At 65.1% G+C, this 17,512-nt stretch carries 19 protein-coding genes; 13 read left to right on the forward strand and 6 right to left on the reverse strand.

The window, feature by feature from the left end:
• Positions 1-44: 44 nt before the first annotated feature.
• The 3 genes from AArcCO_RS07825 to AArcCO_RS07835 are packed head-to-tail and all read left to right on the forward strand — an operon-like array spanning position 45 to position 2,049.
• Positions 45-1,301 carry a divalent metal cation transporter gene (locus AArcCO_RS07825; protein WP_259536407.1) on the forward strand — a complete coding sequence of 419 codons (1,257 nt, stop codon included), beginning with the start codon at positions 45-47 and terminating at the stop codon, positions 1,299-1,301.
• Positions 1,298-1,867, forward strand: a complete 570-nt coding sequence (locus tag AArcCO_RS07830) for a P-loop NTPase family protein (RefSeq protein WP_259536334.1) — start codon at positions 1,298-1,300, stop codon at positions 1,865-1,867. The genes AArcCO_RS07825 and AArcCO_RS07830 overlap by 4 nt, the downstream gene beginning before the upstream one ends.
• A 38-nt stretch (positions 1,868-1,905) precedes the next feature.
• The gene (locus tag AArcCO_RS07835) at positions 1,906-2,049 is read left to right on the forward strand and encodes a hypothetical protein (RefSeq protein WP_259536335.1); all 144 of its coding nucleotides are present in this window, start codon (positions 1,906-1,908) and stop codon (positions 2,047-2,049) included.
• A 3-nt stretch (positions 2,050-2,052) separates the two neighbouring features.
• Here AArcCO_RS07835 and AArcCO_RS07840 read toward each other — a convergent pair whose 3' ends face one another.
• On the reverse strand, positions 2,053-2,430 hold the full coding sequence (locus AArcCO_RS07840) for a YccF domain-containing protein (RefSeq protein ID WP_259536336.1): 378 nt from the start codon (positions 2,428-2,430) through the stop codon (positions 2,053-2,055).
• A gap of 162 nt (positions 2,431-2,592) precedes the next feature.
• On the opposite strand from AArcCO_RS07840, the gene AArcCO_RS07845 reads away from it, so the two are divergent.
• Positions 2,593-3,045 carry a DUF5658 family protein gene (locus AArcCO_RS07845; RefSeq protein WP_259536337.1) on the forward strand — a complete coding sequence of 151 codons (453 nt, stop codon included), beginning with the start codon at positions 2,593-2,595 and terminating at the stop codon, positions 3,043-3,045.
• Between the two features lie 173 nt (positions 3,046-3,218).
• On the opposite strand, the gene AArcCO_RS07850 is transcribed toward AArcCO_RS07845, so the two are convergent.
• On the reverse strand, positions 3,219-3,920 hold the full coding sequence (locus AArcCO_RS07850; RefSeq protein WP_259536338.1) for an SOS response-associated peptidase: 702 nt from the start codon (positions 3,918-3,920) through the stop codon (positions 3,219-3,221).
• A gap of 122 nt (positions 3,921-4,042) precedes the next feature.
• On the opposite strand from AArcCO_RS07850, the gene AArcCO_RS07855 reads away from it, so the two are divergent.
• Positions 4,043-4,474, forward strand: coding sequence for a universal stress protein (locus AArcCO_RS07855; RefSeq protein WP_259536339.1), 432 nt, complete (start codon positions 4,043-4,045; stop codon positions 4,472-4,474).
• Positions 4,475-4,504: 30 nt separating this feature from the next.
• Here AArcCO_RS07855 and AArcCO_RS07860 read toward each other — a convergent pair whose 3' ends face one another.
• Positions 4,505-5,653, reverse strand: coding sequence for an inorganic phosphate transporter (locus AArcCO_RS07860; protein ID WP_259536408.1), 1,149 nt, complete (start codon positions 5,651-5,653; stop codon positions 4,505-4,507).
• 253 nt (positions 5,654-5,906) lie between these two features.
• Positions 5,907-6,671 (reverse strand): DUF429 domain-containing protein, encoded by a 765-nt coding sequence (locus AArcCO_RS07865; protein ID WP_259536340.1) that lies wholly within the window; start codon positions 6,669-6,671, stop codon positions 5,907-5,909.
• A 91-nt stretch (positions 6,672-6,762) separates the two neighbouring features.
• On the opposite strand from AArcCO_RS07865, the gene AArcCO_RS07870 reads away from it, so the two are divergent.
• From AArcCO_RS07870 to AArcCO_RS07880, 3 genes are all read left to right on the forward strand, one after another.
• A complete protein-coding gene (locus tag AArcCO_RS07870) occupies positions 6,763-7,410 on the forward strand; it encodes a TetR/AcrR family transcriptional regulator (protein WP_259536341.1) in 648 nt (215 codons plus the stop codon).
• On the forward strand, positions 7,410-8,918 hold the full coding sequence (locus AArcCO_RS07875; RefSeq protein ID WP_259536342.1) for an MATE family efflux transporter: 1,509 nt from the start codon (positions 7,410-7,412) through the stop codon (positions 8,916-8,918). The genes AArcCO_RS07870 and AArcCO_RS07875 overlap by 1 nt, the downstream gene beginning before the upstream one ends.
• A 64-nt stretch (positions 8,919-8,982) precedes the next feature.
• Complete coding sequence (locus tag AArcCO_RS07880) at positions 8,983-10,494, forward strand: RtcB family protein (protein ID WP_259536343.1); 1,512 nt, start codon at positions 8,983-8,985, stop codon at positions 10,492-10,494.
• A gap of 21 nt (positions 10,495-10,515) precedes the next feature.
• Here AArcCO_RS07880 and AArcCO_RS07885 read toward each other — a convergent pair whose 3' ends face one another.
• Together AArcCO_RS07885 and AArcCO_RS07890 are read right to left on the reverse strand one after the other, a co-directional pair.
• Complete coding sequence (locus tag AArcCO_RS07885; protein ID WP_259536344.1) at positions 10,516-11,853, reverse strand: MFS transporter; 1,338 nt, start codon at positions 11,851-11,853, stop codon at positions 10,516-10,518.
• Between the two features lie 89 nt (positions 11,854-11,942).
• Positions 11,943-12,908, reverse strand: coding sequence for an NADPH:quinone reductase (locus AArcCO_RS07890; RefSeq protein ID WP_259536345.1), 966 nt, complete (start codon positions 12,906-12,908; stop codon positions 11,943-11,945).
• 103 nt (positions 12,909-13,011) lie between these two features.
• Here AArcCO_RS07890 and AArcCO_RS07895 point away from each other — a divergent pair, with 103 nt between their 5' ends.
• The 5 genes from AArcCO_RS07895 (at position 13,012) to AArcCO_RS07915 (ending at position 17,470) form a co-directional block, all read left to right on the forward strand.
• Complete coding sequence (locus tag AArcCO_RS07895) at positions 13,012-13,965, forward strand: mechanosensitive ion channel family protein (protein WP_259536346.1); 954 nt, start codon at positions 13,012-13,014, stop codon at positions 13,963-13,965.
• Positions 13,966-14,048: 83 nt separating this feature from the next.
• Positions 14,049-14,570: a DUF7979 domain-containing protein gene (locus tag AArcCO_RS07900; protein WP_259536348.1), complete on the forward strand. Its 522-nt coding sequence runs from the start codon at positions 14,049-14,051 to the stop codon at positions 14,568-14,570.
• Between the two features lie 68 nt (positions 14,571-14,638).
• Positions 14,639-15,826: a TIGR04053 family radical SAM/SPASM domain-containing protein gene (locus AArcCO_RS07905; protein WP_259536350.1), complete on the forward strand. Its 1,188-nt coding sequence runs from the start codon at positions 14,639-14,641 to the stop codon at positions 15,824-15,826.
• Between the two features lie 144 nt (positions 15,827-15,970).
• Positions 15,971-17,254: a protoporphyrinogen oxidase gene (gene hemG / locus AArcCO_RS07910; RefSeq protein WP_259536351.1), complete on the forward strand. Its 1,284-nt coding sequence runs from the start codon at positions 15,971-15,973 to the stop codon at positions 17,252-17,254.
• An 84-nt stretch (positions 17,255-17,338) separates the two neighbouring features.
• A complete protein-coding gene (locus tag AArcCO_RS07915) occupies positions 17,339-17,470 on the forward strand; it encodes a hypothetical protein (protein ID WP_259536352.1) in 132 nt (43 codons plus the stop codon).
• Positions 17,471-17,512: the final 42 nt, after the last annotated feature.

Below are 17,512 nucleotides of genomic sequence, written 5' to 3' on the forward strand. Positions count from 1 at the left end.
TGACAGCTGTCACTCGGGGCGCGATCCGTTCGTACCTGGGGGAGATGGGGCCCTCCTGGATCGCGGGCGCGATCGCTGCCGGGCCGGCGACGATGGCGAGCCTGATCACCGCGGGCGCACTCTTCGATTACGCCCTGCTGTGGGTGGTCGTTCTGTCGGCTGGAGCCGGCGCCCTCGCTCAGTACCTGGCGATGCGGTTGGGTCTGCTCACCGAACGAGGGATCGTCGGCGTCACGGAGGACCATCTCGGCGAAACGTGGGCGTGGATACTGGTGATCGACGTCGTCATCGCCGCCGGCCTCGCCCAGTTGGTGATCATGAACACCCTCGCGAGCGTGTCGGCGACGCTCACGGGGATCGACGCCCGTGTGTGGGGCCTGCTGTGGGCACTGATCCTCGTACTCGGCCTCGCCGGGAGGGGGTACGACCTCCTGGAGTTCGCGGCCAAACTTCTGGTCGCATTGGCCGTGCTCGCGTTCGTCGCCTCGCTATTCGTGGTCCCGACCGACGCCGGTACGGCTGCGACGGGGCTTGTTCCTACCCTCCCGTCCGGCGGTGCGCTGGTCGCGGCGGGCGTCCTCGGCGGCGCGGTCCACATCACGCTGATCACGATGCACTCGTACACGATGCGGGCACGCGGGTGGACGGACCGAGAGTACGGGCTCGCGACGTTCGACGTCGGCGCGTCGATGCTCGTGGCGTTCGGGATCTACAGCGTCGCCATCTTTCTCGTCGCCGCGAGTGTCCTCTCGGATCCCGAACTGACCGCAGTGGGGGCCGCGGAGGCGCTCGGTCCGCTGGTCGGCGAACACGCGCGTCTGCTGTTCCTGCTGGGTCTGGGCGGTGCCGCGGTGTCGACGCTCGGCGGAAACACGGTGGTGCCGCCGTTCCTCGTCGCCGACAAACTCGGCTGGGAGACGACCATCGCCGACACACGCTATCGCCTGTTGCTCGCGGGCTTTGCCGTCGTCTCCGGCGCCGGCGCGTTCATCGGCGGGGAGGTGCTCGGCCAACTCGTGCTCGTGCTCGCGCTGGGTACCGTCGGGACACCGTTCGCGATCGCGATCGTGCTGTACTTGCTGAACAGCGACGCGGTCCCCGAACCCAACTCCCGGCTGGCGAACTTCGGCGGCGTCACGCTGTTTGCCGTTACGGGAACCCTCGCGGCGAACTTCGTACGGGAGGAGGTTTCGACCGGCGTCGATCCGATCTCGGGATTCGTACTCGCGTTCGCCATCGTGCTCGGAATCGCGATCGTCGGACTCCTCGGAAAATACGGGCTCGAGACGGTGGGCCGATGACCGACCACGGCGAGCAAACTCGGGACGTTCCGCTTTCGGGATCGACGCTGATCGTCGGCCCCTCCGGCACGGGGAAAACCCGCCTCACAGCCGGGGCGCTTTCCGCATGGATCGAACAGCACGGAACTGAGGGCGTCGCCCTCCTCGAATTTGGGCCGGAGGTCGAACGCGACGGTCGGGTTATCGGCGGTCGACTCGATCGGTTCCTCGAGGTTCCCGAGGGGGTCTGGCACGGCGTCCTCGTCGCACACGCGCCGCGGCTACAGGGGAAAACAGACGACGAGGCGCTACGGCTGGCACGGAACAACGCCGAGCGCGCCAGGAAACTGCTCGACGCTGTACCGTCGAATCCATCTGCGGTGTTCGTCAACGACGCCACAATCCCGTTCCAGCACGACGTGGGGAACCCGAATGAGCTAACTGCCTACTGCGATCGCGCCGAGTGTGCAGTGGTGAACGCCTACGAGGGTGGGGAACTGGGGAGAAACGATCCCGTCACCCGGCACGAGCGGGATTGTCTCTCGACGCTCAAGCGCTGGGCCGATCGGACGATCGAACTCGAATGACGATCGAGTTTTGAGTGAACCGTTTGTGAAGACAGCGCATGGCACGTCGTTCGGAAACCTGCCCGAACTGTGGACACAGCTTCAACTACAACGCGGCGACGGGAACCGGGCCGACCGAGTTCATGGAAGAAGGTCAATGTCCGAACTGCGGACACCACGTGCGGACCCCGCCCGGAACCTGACGTTCACCCGTGGAACCGGTAGAGGGAGGTCACGAACGGGAGTCGGTTCAGCATCCAGATCGCGATCGGGAGGCCGACGATCGTGATCGCAAGCAGGGCCGCGAAATTGGCCCACAGAAAGCTCAGCCACCAGCCGATCAGCACGAAGTAGATCGCCCTGAGGAGAAGCGAGTGCTGTCCCCGGCTCGAGGACTTGTCTGTAAGCGACCGCGGCTCCGCCAGCGTCAGCACCGTCGGGACGAGGTTTATGAGTTTGATCCCGATCGGGATGAGGATCACGGTGGCGTTCAGCGCCCAGGCGACGTTGACGACGATCGGCGTCGTCCACCAGCCGACGAACAGGAACCACAGTGCACGTGTGAGGAGGGAACGTTGGGCCATTGTTGTTAGTACGCCATCGAGCGATAAACCGGTGTCGGAGCCGGGATCTTGATCCGTTCGCGTTCACGGGCCAGGCGTGCCAGGATCGCCAAAAATCATCGGTGAGAATCCGGGGCAGCCATTTAAGGGACGATCGAATCGAGAGTCCGATGGAGGAGACCGGTGCCACCGGAAACAGGACATGACGGCGACGACGTCGTGGTGAGTTGCGAGTTTAGAGATCGGATCGGGCTGTCGGGGTCCGGTAGCATAACCGCCCGGGTCCAGGAGTACTGGAGCTGGATCGCAGTCGCGCTGTTCCTGCTCGTCACCGTGGACATGATCACGACGACGTATGCGGCCTATCAGGTCGGGGTGATCCACGAGGCGAATCCCCTTGTTCGGTGGTCGCTCCTCCAGGGGCCGGTCATCTTTCTGGGGATAAATCTCGCTGCGGTCGTGCTCGTCACCGTGCTGTTCGACAGAGTCGTCGACGTTTTGCGCCGGACACCCGCACCATACGACGGTTATCTCGCGGCCGGAATCGAAGCGTGGCTCGGGGGCCTACTCGCTGCAGGACTGCTCGTGTTCGCGAACAACCTGGCGGTCATCTTCTTCGGACAGAGCCTGTTTTGAGTGCCGTCGCCCCTTGACCGTCGGACGTGAGCTGACTCTGCCCAGTCGACGGTGTTCAGATAAGATGGCTGGCCCGTCCGACCGGTCGGGTGGGACTGAAAGAGGGCTTTCGAGGTCCGCTGAGTCACTGTCTCACTAGTTCCAGCCGTCTCTGAACAGTACCGCCCAGTTCCTCACGAGAACTCGCCCAGGCCGGACTGTTCGTGCTCGAGGGGTTCGATCACGCGCTCGTCGTCGTTTCCGGGATCGTTCACCCGCGTCGAGATTTCGTACGCGTCGAGATCGTCTCCGGGATACGGACGGCACAGTTCCGCGCGGGCTGTCGGTCCCGCCTCGAGCCACTCGGATTCGACCTCGTTCGGCAAGACAACGGGCATCCGATCGTGGATCGGCTCCATCAACTGGTTCGCCTCGGTGGTCAGGATCGTTACTCTCGGCATCGACTCGCCGGTTTCGTCCCCATTGCCGTCGGGGTTTTCCCACAGTCCTGCCATCGCGAATGCGTCGTCCCCGTCCTGATAGATTCGATACGGCCGTTTCGATCCCCCGGCTTTCGACTGCCATTCGTAAAACCCCGACGAGAGAACGAGACAGGGCCGGGACTTCCATGCGTCCCGAAACACACGCTTTTCAGCGACGGTCTCGCTGCAAGCGTTGACGAGCAGATCCCCCCGCCCGGAATCGTCGCTCCAGGGCGGGACGATCCCCCAGCGATAGCGGTCGATCTCGTCGGGGGCCTCGGCCGTGATCACTTCCAGCCCGTCTCCGGGAGCGACGTTGTATCGCGGTTCGTACCCACCGTCGGCGACGAGTTCGGCGTCGAACCGCGCTTCCAGTTGCTCCCGCGGGACGAACAGGGAGTTCCGTCCGCACATGGTGTGTCATTTCTCGAGGAGCACCTTAACATTCGGCTATCGATACCGTTCACGCCGGAGCACCCGTCCTGCTGTCGGCGAGCCACTGGATACAAGACCGGGCCCGCCGTACTGTGGCGGTAGTGACGCCATCACACGTGCTCGTTCCACTTGACGGATCGCCGCTCGCCGACGACGCGCTCGTGTATGCCCTCGATGTGTTCGACTGCAGAATCACCGTTCTGAACATCGTGACGCCGATCGACGCGGAGATGAGCGAAGGCGGTGTTCTGGAACCCGAGACGCCGCGGATCGAGGATGCCCGGGAACGTGCCGAACGACTGATCGAACGCGCCAGAAGGAGGGCCGAAGCCGCCGACCGGTCGGTCGAAACGGCAATCGAAACCGGCGAGCCGGCGGAAACGATCCTCGCGTACGTCGAGGCAGCCGACGTCGATCAGGTTGTGATGGGGAGCCACGGGGGCCCGCGGACCGGCATCGTTCGTCGGCTCCTGGGAACCGTCGCGACAACCGTGACCGGCGAAGCGCCGGTTCCGGTGACTGTCGTTCGCTGACTGCACGGCTGCTTGCCAACTTCCTGACACTCACTGAATCCCCAGGAGCGTCGAGAACAGTCGATAGAGCCCGAATCCGATCCCGATCGACGTTGCCAGCGTGAGCAGCCAAAACGTTATCGTCACTCCGATCTTCTTGCGGGAGACACCGGCAGTCCCGGCAGCCAGTCCGCCGCCGATGACTCCCGAGATGATGATGTTGTTAAAGGAGATCGGAATCCCGAGCGCGATCGCCGCCTGCGCGATGATGAACCCCGGGACGAGCGCCGCGATCGACCGGCGGACGCCCAGCTGGGCGTACTCCCGGGAGGTGGCCTGTAACAGTCTCGGGGCCCCCATCCACGCTCCGGCGAGGATCCCCGTAGCACCGATGGTTAGGAGCACGATCCCTGGAAGGCCGAGCTCGACCCCGTACAGCTCCTCCAGTGGACCTGTCGCCAGTCCCACCTGACTGCCGCCGCTGCTGAACGCGACGATGCCACCGAGGACGAGGAGGAACGACCGGATCCCTCGATCGACGGACGCGGACACCTTCCGTCGGATGAACAGGAATCCAACTGCGGCGAAGGCGACGGTCACGACGACGAGAGCCGGATCGATGCCGATGATGCTCGGACTCCCGACCAGGTGTGAGACGAACTCCGCAACCGACCCCTGGGCGCGGTCGGGGTGTGGAATCACCCCGAGTCGGATGTGGGCGAGAATGGCCGCGACGACCGCCGCCAACAGGGGAACGCCCACGGTTTCGGGAACGTCGTCTCGGCGGAGCAGCGTGGCGGTGGAATACGCGAGCCCGCCCGACACGGGCGGAACGAGCAGCCAGAACGTCCCGATCCGTCGGTACGTGTCGAACGCGGGGGCGCCCCCCAGCGAGAGACCGACGCCCACCATCGCGCCGGTCGTCGCAAACGCCGCCGGGACGGGATACCCCGAATAGACGCCGAACGTCATGAACGACGCTGCGACGAGCAGCCCGGTCGTCGCCGCAAGCGGCGTGATGGTCGTCCCCAGAATGAGGTCTGTACCGACCGTTTCGGAGATACTTCCCCCCTGTGTGACCGCGCCGGCGGCCGCGAGGATCCCGATCAGGAACGCCGCACGCATCGTCGAAACCGCGTTGGCGCCGATCGCCGGCGCGAAGGGAGGGGAGTTACTGTTGGCGCCCAGCGACCACGCCATAAACAGCCCGGTCGCCGTCGCGAGGGCCACGAGCACCCAGAACGCGAGTGTCACGTCCGCCCCCGGAGCCGATCGGGGCCGCCGAATTCACGGACGCCCCTGTCATCGATGATCCGCGACGGGAGTGGATGCTCCCTCGATACTCCGTTCACGAGTAAAGCGTTCGATCGGGAGCGACGAATAGTCTGTGATTCGACCGGGGACGACGAATAGTCTGTGATTCGACCGGGGGGACCGACGACGGATCGGACAGTCACGGCCGGGCGTACACCATCTCCATCGGCAACCCGGCAGGGTCACCAGGACCGTCCGGACCGCTCTGATCGTCCGAATCGACGCCGGACCGATCGCCGGGGAGCGTCCGAAGGTCGCCAGTGAGCGGGCTGGCCGTCACCGCGAGTGCGAACGCGTCGGCGAGATCGTCGAGACCGACCTCGGCACCGAGATCAGTTCCGGCCGCCCGAAGGTGCGACATGACCTCTGGATCGATCGCCTCGAGCCGGTCGACGCGCTCGACGAACGCGGCAGCGGGTTGCCCCGTTTTCGAATATCGAGTTGCCTCCTCGCCGGCGAGCGCCCAGAACGCGACTTCTGGGTGGGCTTCCCGGACGACGCCGACCGCTTCCGGTCGCATCTCCCGAAGGAAGCGATCCACCTGTGCGATCCCGTCGGCGATCCCCCACGTCTGGACCCCGAGGCTGCCGTCGGTGTGCTCCTCCTGAATACGCTTGGCTTCCTCGTAGCTGTCGGCGTGGACTGCCGCCCGGATCGGCGGGGCGAAGACGCTGGAGTGACGATCGGGGGACAGCAGCTTCCTGGCGGCGACGTCACAGGGACGTTTCGCGTTCGAGCGCTCCCGGAGACCGATCGGGACGTCGACGAGGATTGTCTCCGCGTCGACGCCGTACTTCCCGTAGAGGTCTTCGATGTGAGAGTACAGCCCGGAATCGGCGTACCCGTGGTCGTCGTAGGCAACGGCAATCCATCCGTCCGGACAGCCGTCGACTCCGAGATACATACGGGAAGAGACGACGGCACGTCGGTAAAGTGATCCGGGTTCCGGGACGCTCCGAAAGAATTTTCAGCGTCGTTAACTGACCAGTCAGTCAATGGGTCGGGAATCGGCAGCGGACGAGGAGATACTGGAGGCGGTCGACCGCGCCCTGCGGAAACACGGCTACGCCGAATTGACCATGCAGAACATTGCCGACGAGTGTTCGAAGAGCAAGTCGCTTTTGCACTACCACTTCGATACGAAGGAGGATCTGCTGGTGGCGTTCCTCGATGACCTCCTCGACTCCTACGAACAGCGGCTCGAATGTCGGTCGACCGAACCGCCGGGGGAACGACTGATGGAGTTTCTGGCCCGGTTCGTCTTCGCGCCGGGCGACGAGGACCGGGAGGCGTTTCACCTCGCACTGCTGGAAATGCGGTCGCAGGGCGCGTTCAACGAACGTATCCGCGAACGACTTGTCCGGAGCGACCGGCTATTGCGGACTACTGTGATCGACATCCTCGAGGACGGGATCGAGACCGGCGTCTTCGAACCGGTCGATCCCGAACGGACCGCAGCACTGCTGGTCGCGACGCTCGATGGCGCCAGAACCCGACAGATCACTCTCGGCGAGGAGAACGACAGTTACACCCGAACTGTCGTCGAGGAGCTCCTCGACCGGGTCATCGAACCGATCCTCACCCGGGACGCTGATCTCCCCACACTCGAGGAAACGCTCGACGAGCTCGACCGGCAGGCCTGATGTATCGGCTGCCGAACCCCGTCCGGCTGGTTATTCTGTGGATCGGACTCGGGCTGGCGAAGCTCGGGCTGATCGACCGGGAACGGGCGGTGAAGACGACGGCGCTGGCCTGGCCCCGCGTCGTGACCGGTATCGCCCGAATGTCGAAAAACGCCGTCGACGTCGCGATGGTCGGCGTCGCGGTGGGGACGTCGGCGATCGCCGGCGTCGGCTTTGCGAGTCCGTTCTGGGGGTTCGCGTTCGCCGTCGGCGGCGGCGTCGCCGGCGGGACGATCGCGCTGGTTTCCCAGCGATACGGCGCACAGGCGTGGGGCGAACTGGGACGGGCCGTCCGGTCGAGCACGCTGCTTGTCGTCGTCTTGACGGTTCCGCTGTCGGTCGTGTTCTGGACGTATCCCGAACAGTTCATCTCGCTTTTGACCCGCAACGAGGCGGCGATCCGGGAGGGGGCGACGTATCTCAAGATCGTCGGGCTCGGTATCCCCTTTGCGGGGCTGAACCTCGTCGGAAGCCGCGTGCTCGTCGGCTGTGACGACGCCTACACGGCGATGCTGGTGCGTGCCGGCGGGGCGGTGGCGAACATCCTGCTCAACGCGGTGTTCATCTTCGGGTTCGGCATGGGCGTTGCCGGCGCCGCGCTCGGAACGGTGCTTTCCAACGTGGCGATCACGGCGGCGTTCGTCGTGGGGCTGCTTCTCGGTGGATTGCCGGGTCTCGTCCCGTTTCCCGTGCAGATCTCGGCGACCGGCAAGTGGGCCGAGCCGGGGATGATCGGTGATCTCATCGAGATCGGAACCCCGGTCGGACTGCGTAATCTCGTCTGGACAGCCGCCGAATTTCCGATGCTGGGTATTCTCGACATCTTCGGGGAGAACACCGTCGCCGCGTGGGTGATCGCCCGGCGGATCTGGGGCGTGATGAACGCGCCCGGCTGGGGATTCGGGCTCGCGGCGTCCAGCCTGGTCGGCCAGTCGCTCGGGCAGAACGACGAAACCGAAGCCGCCGCCTACGGCCGGGACATCACCCGGTTTTCGGTGGCGACGTACGTGGTGTCTGCGCTGCTCGTCGCCGCATTCGCCGAACAGATCGTGGTGCTTTTCGCCGACGACCCGACGAGCGGCGAGATCCCGATCGCGATCAACCTCGTGTACGCGGCGTGTTTCGCGGTGGTGTTCCAGGGCGTGAAAAGTTCGGCTGCGGGCCTGCTGGACGCCAGCGGCGACACCCGGATAACGTTCCTGAGTCAGCTTCTCGGCATGTTCGGCGTGTCGATCCCGGTCGCCTATCTCGGTGCCGTCGGACTGGTCGTGCCGTCGATCGCGGTTCCGGTCCTGGGGGTGACCACGCCCGGGATCGCCGTGCCCGCGATCGGGCTGTGGGGACTGTATCTGGCGTTCGTCGCCGAGACCGCGGTTCCGGCGGTAATTAACTACTGGCGGTTCCGCACGGACAAATGGCTGAAGATAAGCGAGGAGTACCGGCCCGACGCGGCAGTCGCCGACGACTGACCGGGTCGAACTGTAAGATGCCATCCCCGTAACGCTATTGAGAGTTGGAGATCAAGACTTAAATATGACTACTCGCGAGTTCGGCGACGTCACGCTCGAGAAGATCCGGAAACACGTCTGGGAGATGCCCCGCGAGGGGGAGATGAACGTGCCGGCTCGCGTATACGCCAGCGAGCCCCTGCTCGAGGAGATCAGCGGCGACAAGACCCTCGAACAGCTGCGTAATTCGACTGAACTGCCGGGAATGACCTCCCACGCCGTCTGCCTCCCCGACGGCCACCAGGGGTACGGCTTCCCCGTGGGCGGCGTCGGTGCGATCGACGCCGAACACGGCTGTATATCCCCGGGGGCGATCGGATACGACATCAACTGCGGTGTTCGAATGGTGAAGACGAACCTCACCTACGAGGACCTCCAGGGCAAAGAGGAGGAACTCGTCGACGCGCTGTTCGCGAACGTCCCGTCCGGGCTGGGCGGGGGCGGGGTCGTGGAATCGGACGTCGACACCGTAACCGCGGTGCTCGATCGGGGCGTCGACTGGGCGCTGGAGCACGGCTACGCCGTCGAGGAGGATCTCCGCCACTGCGAGGACGAGGGGATGCGCCCCGACGCAGACCCCGGCGCAGTCTCGGCGGAGGCGAAGAACCGCGGGAAAAACCAGATCGGCAGCCTCGGGTCGGGGAATCACTTCCTGGAAGTCCAGCGGGTGACGGACGTCTACCGGGAGGACGTCGCCGACGCCTACGGGCTCACAGAGGATCAGATCGTCGTGTTGATCCACTGTGGCTCCCGCGGGCTCGGTCACCAGGTCTGTACGGACTACCTCCGGAAAATCGAGAAGCGACACGGCGACCTCCTGGCGGAGCTTCCCGACAAGGAGCTTGCGGCCGCACCGGCCGGATCCGAACTCGCAGAGCAGTATTACGGCGCGATGTGTGCAGCGATCAACTTCGCGTGGGTGAACCGACAGCTGATCACCCACCAGACTCGCCGGGTCTTCGAGCGCGTCTTCGACGACAGCTGGGAGGATCTCGGAATGGAACTGCTGTACGACGTCGCCCACAACATCGGCAAAAAGGAGGTCCACGAGGTTTCCGTCGACGCGAACGGGACTGCAGTTCCCCACGACTCGCCTGACGCCGTCGACACCGAGCAGCGGGAACTGTACGTTCACCGGAAAGGAGCCACGCGGGCGTTCCCGGCCGGCCGGCCCGAGGTCCCGTCGGCGTATCGCGACGTCGGCCAGCCCGTGATCATCCCCGGCAGCATGGGGGCCGGATCCTACGTCCTTCGGGGTGGAGAACACTCCCTTGAGCTCTCGTTCGGCTCGACGGCCCACGGCGCCGGCCGGTTGATGTCCCGGACCCAGGCGAAACAGGAGTACTGGGGCGGCGACGTTCGGGACGACCTCAGGGAGATGAACCAGATCTACGTGAAGGCACAGTCCGGCGCGACGATCGCCGAGGAGGCGCCCGGCGTCTACAAGGACGTCGACGAGGTGGTTCGCGTGAGCGACGAACTCGGGATCGGCGACAAGGTGGCCCGGACGTATCCGGTCTGTAACATCAAAGGCTGAGGCGGCCGAACCACCAGCGGTTCAGCAGTTTCGAGGCGGATCCCTCGGCCTCAAGTTTGTCGATAGATAGCCGGCACGTCGACGAACCACGAACACGATCCCCGCCCCGGCGACGACGAGACCCCCGGCCGTCCCGAACGCGAGGAGGTAGTCGATCGCGGCGAGATATCCCCCGAGGATACTACCGAACCCGCCGGCGAGCGCCCCGATCGCGGCGTACACGCCGAGCGCTTCCCCGCGGACGGTCATCGGCGCGAGCCGCGTGACCAGCGTCCCCGCAGTAACCGCGATAACTGCCCAGGTAAGCCCGATCACGGCGAAGACGGCGGCAGTGGTGCCCAAACTCGCCGGCGTGGCGCCCAGCAGGAGACCGACGACCGCAACCGACGGGATCGCGACGCCACGGACGAGGAGACCGGCCGCCTGGAACACGCCGACGTCGAACCGGGTCGCGAGCCGTCCGGCGGTTCCGAACGCGACTGCCGCGCCGGCACTCGAGACGAGATACAGCAGGAATATTTCCCCTGACGTGAAGCCGGTGTCTGAAAGGAACGCCGGAAGGGGCGCGAAGAACCCGGAAAACCCGGAAAAGAAGACGAACACGGCACCGAAGTACAGCGCGAGTTCGGGCGTGAATCGGTCGACGAGGCGATCGAACCGGAGCCCACGGAAGTCACTCCGCGCCGGGGTGAACGGGAACGTCACCGTCCGGACGCTGAACCGGTCGGAGCGCCTGAGCGCCCGCCTGATTCGATCCCCCGAGAGTCTGGGAGTGCCGTCCGCCCTTCGGGTGGCGGGATTGACCGGAAACGTTCGAACCCCGACGATCAGGCCGATGCCGGCGCAGATCCCCGTCAGGAGAAAGAACCCGTCGAACACCCACCCTGGAGAGAGGAACCGTTCGGCGGTCCCTGTCCACACCGCACCAAAGAGGAGTCCGAGCGCCCAGCCGACGCCCTGATACTTGTTCAAAATCGCGATCCGAGTGCTCCAGGAGTCGGGCGGAACATCGGAAACCGCAAGGAGTGTGAGAACGGGCGTTGCCGCCGCAAAGGCAAACCAGATCGCCCCGTTGGCCACCACCACCACGGCGATGGAGTCGACCGCCGGCATGAGCAGTAGCATCGCCGCCACGAGTCCGAGAGCGCCCAGCACGAACAGCCGACGCTTGCCGGTTCTGTCCGCGAGCCGTCCGAAAACGAGCGCTCCCGGAACCCCGACGAACGCGGCGATCCCCGCGAGCACGCCGAGCGTGAACGGCGTCCCGCCGAGGGCAACGACGTACAGCGGGATGATCAGCGACGCGCCGCCGAGGGCGACGGAGCCGAGCCCCCACGCGTACAGCCATCCCTTCGCCATGCCCGGTGGCTCTCCGGGCGCCGTGAAAAGGTCACCGCTCGGGGCGGTCGAGAACAGAACTCCTCGGATGGACAGTCAGCCGGAACCGCTTACGGCGTCAACACGAGCTTCCCGAGGAACGTATCCTCCATCACCGCACGCTGCGCCTCGGCGGCCTCCTCGAGGTCGTACGTCCGGGCGACCGACGTTTCGAAGTCGCCGGCGTCGACGAGCGTTGTCAGCCGCGCCAGCGGATCCGCAAGTCGGGGCGTGTTGAACATACTCATGAAGGTCGCCTGCAGATCCTTGCTCCGGGCGGCGGACGACTGCGAGAAGCCGACCGACGGATCGTTCTCGCCGATGCCGACGAGTCGGGCGCCCGTCACGGCGACCTCGGCGTCGAACTGGAGATAGTCGTCCAGCCGATGATCGAGGATAACGTCGACGCCATCCCCGACGGCCGCCTCCCGGACCGCGTCGGCGAGCTCGTCGCGCCCGTAATCGAGGACGACGTCCGCGCCGAGATCGGCGACCCGATCGTGATACTCGGGTGCGGCAGTCGTCACGACGTGTGCGCCCGCGGCGGCGGCGATCTGTACCGCCGCGTGGCCGACGCCGCCCGACCCGCCGTGGATCAGGCACGTCTCGGCCGGTTCGAGACCGGCGTGATCGATCAGCGCGCGCCAGGCGGTGACGCCGGCCACTCCCATTCCGCCCGCCGCCACGAGATCCGCACCCTCGGGCAGAACCGCGAGTTGGCTCTCGGGTACTGCGACGTATTCGGCGTACCCCCCGTATCGATCGTTGCCAAGGCCCGTCGCGACCACCGGGTCACCCTCCTGAACGGAGTCGACGTATTCGGACGTCTCGGCGACCGTGCCCGCGACGTCGACGCCCGGGATCATCGGCAGCGTGAACGGCTCGTACGATCCCTCCCTGAAGTAGGTGTCGACCGGGTTCACTCCGGCCCCCGCGACCTCGATTACGACGCTGTGACCCGTCGCCTCCGGGCGTTCGGTTTCGTCTACCTGCAGTACATCCGGCCCACCGTGTTCGTGAAAGCGAACTGCGCGCATGCCAGACGAGTCGGCCTCGGGAACCATAAACCCGCCCCCGGACAGTTGGTATCGGAACTTATTCGAGGACACCTTTTTTAAGCGAGCGGGCGACTCGGCGCACGTGAAACGATCGCTCGGATATCTCGCGGTTCTTTCGGCAGTCCTCCTCGGCGCGGGTGCAGGGGTCGTGAGACGGACCGAGCCGCTACAGCGATCACTCTTCGACGTGCCGGCGAACGTAATAGCGGTTCAGCTACTTTCAGTCGCCGCGGTCGTCGTCGGGATCGTCGGCATCTACGTCCTCGTGACTCAGTTCCTCGTCGGTCGAGTCGGCGACAAACGCCGCCGACACAACCTCCGGAACCTGCTCCGGTTCGTCTTCGGGCTTGCTGCGCTCGTAGCCGTGTTCGCGGTGCTCACCCGGCAGTGGGCCGGCCTGCTCGTCTCGCTTGGCGTTGTCGGGTTCGCGATCACGTTCGCACTCCAGCAACCTCTCTTTTCGCTCATCGGCTGGATCTACATTATGGTCAAACGTCCCTACGGCGTCGGTGACCGGGTCGCAATCGAGGGCTCGAAGGGTGATGTGGTCGACGTCGACTTCTTCGTCACCACGTTGTGGGAGATCAACGGAGAGATCGTCTCGAGCCACCAGCCGTCCGGCCGGGTCGTCACACTGCCGAACTCGGTCGTTCTCTCCTCGCACGTCCACAACTATTCGTATCAGGACTTCCCACACATCTGGAACGAACTGTCCGTCCAGGTCGCCTACGAAACCGATTTGGCGTTCGCCCGCCAGCTGATGGTCGAAGAGGCCGACGATTACCTCGGGGCGGAGATGGAACGGGCGATCGAGCGGTACCGCGTGCGGCTCGCCGAGACGCCCGTCGAACTGGAGGTCCGCAGCCGCCCCTCGGTGAACATCACTCAAAAGGAGTCCTGGGTAGAGCTCAGGCTCCGTTATCTCGTTCATCCCCGACGCGGGCAAACGGTGCGAAACGAGCTGTACGAGCGAATACTCGACCGGATGAACGACAACCCGGACCGCGTCGCGTTTCCGGTCAGTCGGAGCCGGTGATTGTCGACTGACCGACCGTCTCGGTGCCGATAGCCGTGGACGGAGAAGCCAAGAGCCATCTGTCCCGGGGTTCTATTTCACCCATGGCACGATCCGACGCCGACTCGAGCCGCGAGTCACCCCAGGGATCCGACCGGGGACGCCACGCGGCTCTGGCGATCGTTTGCCTCGCAGTCGGCGTCGGTCTCATGGCGAACCCGCTTTACTTACCGGTCGCCGTGGGTCAGCCGACAGCCGAGTACGTCCACACGGTCCAGCCGGCCGACGCCTCCACGCCGGACTACGGAACAGAGCCGATCGCGTACGAACAGCTGCCGCCCGACGCCCAGGAGCTGTTCGAACAGACCCGCGAGAGCCGCGAGCTCTCTGTCGCCGATCCCGACGACCGGATCGACCGGTTCGCATATCCTGACGATCCCTCGCCGAATGACGGGTTCTATCTGATCGAATACGACGGAGAAACGTACGAACTGTGGACCCGAACGATCGAATCTGATGGAGCTGTCGTGTTGCTGCAACGGCTCGTCGTTCAACCCGCCGCGTTCCTCCTGGGCTTTTTCGCGGTCTTCGCCGGCGGACTACTGGCGCGTCGCGCCGCTTCGTGAGTCGTCGTACTTAAACATCCGGTAAATAGGGGGTAGTCCACTTTCCCGAGGAGGCCAATTCTCGAACAATGAGTTCACCCCACCGCCGAGACGCCGGTTCCGGTAGCCACCCACACGCGGATCGCTCCTCCGATTCCGGTAGCCACCCACACGCGGATCGCTCCTCCGATTCCGGTAGCCACCCACACGCGAACAGGGCTGCAGACTCCGGAGGCCATCCCGGCGCCCGGGACTACAGCGAGTCCCCGCTCGTGGTCACCTGGGAGGTGTCCCAGGCGTGTGATCTCACGTGTGACCACTGTCGCGCGGAGGCGAACACGGACCGGGACTCCGGAGAGCTTTCCACCGAGGAGGGGATCGAACTGTTCGAGCAGGTCGCGGAGTTCTCGACGCAGCCGTTCATGGTTCTGTCCGGCGGCGACCCGCTCAAACGACCCGACATCTTCGAGCTGCTCGAGGGTGCGGTCGAGGCCGGCGTGACGCCGTCGATAACGCCGGCAACGACGCCGCTTTTGGATCGGGAGACGATCGAGCGGTTCGCCGACATCGGGATCGGACGCATGGCGCTGAGTCTCGACGGGGCGACCGCAGAGAGCCACGACGCATTCAGAGGCGAGGAGGGAACTTTCGAGACGGCGATCCGGGCGGCAGAACACGCCCGTGATCTGGGTGTGTCGATCCAGTTCAACACTACCGTCACCGCCTCGACCGTGGACGAGCTCCCCGAGATCGCGGACCTCGTCGAGGAGTACGACGCCGCGATGTGGGAGGTGTTCTTCCTGATTCCCGTCGGTCGTGGGGAAGAACTCGAACAGCTGTCTCCCGAGCGTGCCCGGGAGGTCATGGAGTGGCTCTATCGCAGGGGACAGGATGCGCCGTTCCGGCTCATCACCGTCGAAGCGCCGTTCTACCGTCGGGTCGCCCGGGAACTTCAGGAACGGGAGGGCGTCCGTGGCGGTCCGGTCGGCTCCACCGGTGCCGGCAACGGCTTCGTGTTCGTGAGCCACACCGGGGAAGTGTATCCGTCGGGGTTCATGCCGCTGTCTGCCGGGAACGTTCGGGACACCCCGCTGCCGGAGATCTATCAGGAGTCCCCGACCCTGCAGAAGCTCCGGGACCGAAACTCCTTCAACGGTCCCTGCGGCGACTGCGTCGTCACCGAGGAGTGTGGCGGCTCTCGCTCCCGGGCGTACGCCGCCACCGGTGATCCGATCGGGAGCGACCCGTTGTGTCCGTGGGCGATCGCCGACGACTGACGGACGTCAGTCTCCAGGGAGTTCGATGCCTAAAAGGCCGTTCGGCGTGTGTCGAAGCGGTTATTGGCTCGACGCCGGTAGGCCGACACAGATGGGTACGTCACCGATTTCACTGTTGTCGGGCGCCAGATCCGAGGTGGGCCGATGACCGTCGGCGTCGTCGGTGCGGGCGTCTCCGGACTCTCGGTCGTCCGCGAGTTGTCGAACCGCGGCGTCGACGTGGTCGGATTCGAGGCGCGCGAAGAGCCAGGCGGCATCATGCGGAGCCGGCAGGTCGACGGACACGTCTTGGAGCTCGGTCCCCAGCGGCTCCGTCTTTCCGGACAGATCTCCGGGATGGTCGACGAGTTGGGTCTGCGCGAGGAACTCCGTATCGGCGACGACGACCAGCCGATGTACGTCTACCTCGACGGCGAGTTGAAGGTCGTCCCACTGTCCGTCCGCGAGGCGTTCACGACTGATCTGCTCTCGCTCGGAGGCAAGCTTCGGATCCTGAAAGAGCCGCTCACCGGACCGCCCAGAGACGGTGAAACCGTCGAGGCCTTCCTCGCGCGGAAGTTCGGTCCGCAGGCCGCCCGTCGATATCTCGGGCCACTGTACAGCGGACTTTACGGGACGGATCCCGACGAGATGCTGATGGAATACTCGCTCGGGAAAGCGATTCGGGGCGCCGGGATCGAGGGAAGCATCTTGCTGTGGCTGATTCGAAAACTGATCGACGGACGGGAGGTCCCGGAAATCTGTACGTTCGAGGACGGTCTGGGTACGCTTTCGGACGCGTTGTACGAGGCGAACGCCGACGCGATCCGGCTCGGGACCGCGGTGACGGGGATCAGGCGTGACGGCGACGGGTTCGAGATCGTAACCGAGGACGGGGTCACGCCCGTCGAGCAAGTGGTGATCACGACGCAGGCGAACGCTGCAGCCGAGGTGCTGTCGAATCTCGACGAGGAGACCGCCGACACGCTGAGACGGTTCAACTACAACCCGATCGCGATGGTGTATCTGGAGTCGTCGTTCGACCGACCCGGCATCGGGACGCTGGTTCCGTGGTACGAGTCCTCGAAGATCAGCGGCATGACCTGGAACTCGAGTTTCCTCGACCGGGACCGGCTGTTCACCTGCTACGTCGATCCGGGCAGCTATCCCGGACTGCTCGAGGTGTCGGACGGAACGCTCGGCGCGGAAATCGCCCGGGAGTTCGAAGCGGTGGTCGGCACGCCGGCGACGCCGATCGACGTCCACCTGATCGAACCAGGAATGCCCGCTTACGACCGGTCCTTCAAAGCGCTCGACGAGTTGAACCCCCCGGAGGGAATCCACTTCTGTACGGCGTTTACGGAACGGCCGGGGATCCCCGGCCGGCTCCGACACGCCGCCCGGATCGCCGAGCATATTGCAGAGGAGAGACCGGAATCCGGAACGTGAACCGGGTCGAGAGCGGCAAAACAGCGACACCGAACGGTCGGCCTCCGACGACACTCTTATAGGACATCCCTCGAACCGTTAGATATGGAACTCTCCCAGTTCGAACACGACGCGTGGCAGACGGCCGGAGCGATGGTAGTGAGCTACGCCATCATTCTCGTGGCGATTTTCGTCGTCCTGTTCCTCGTGCCGTACGGCATTTTCGCGCTGTTTTGAGCGACGGTACGGAACTCCTTCCGGACGGTACGGTCACCATAA

Source organism: Halalkaliarchaeum sp. AArc-CO (assembly GCF_024972735.1).
In the GTDB taxonomy this organism is placed as follows: Archaea; Halobacteriota; Halobacteria; order Halobacteriales; family Haloferacaceae; genus Halalkaliarchaeum.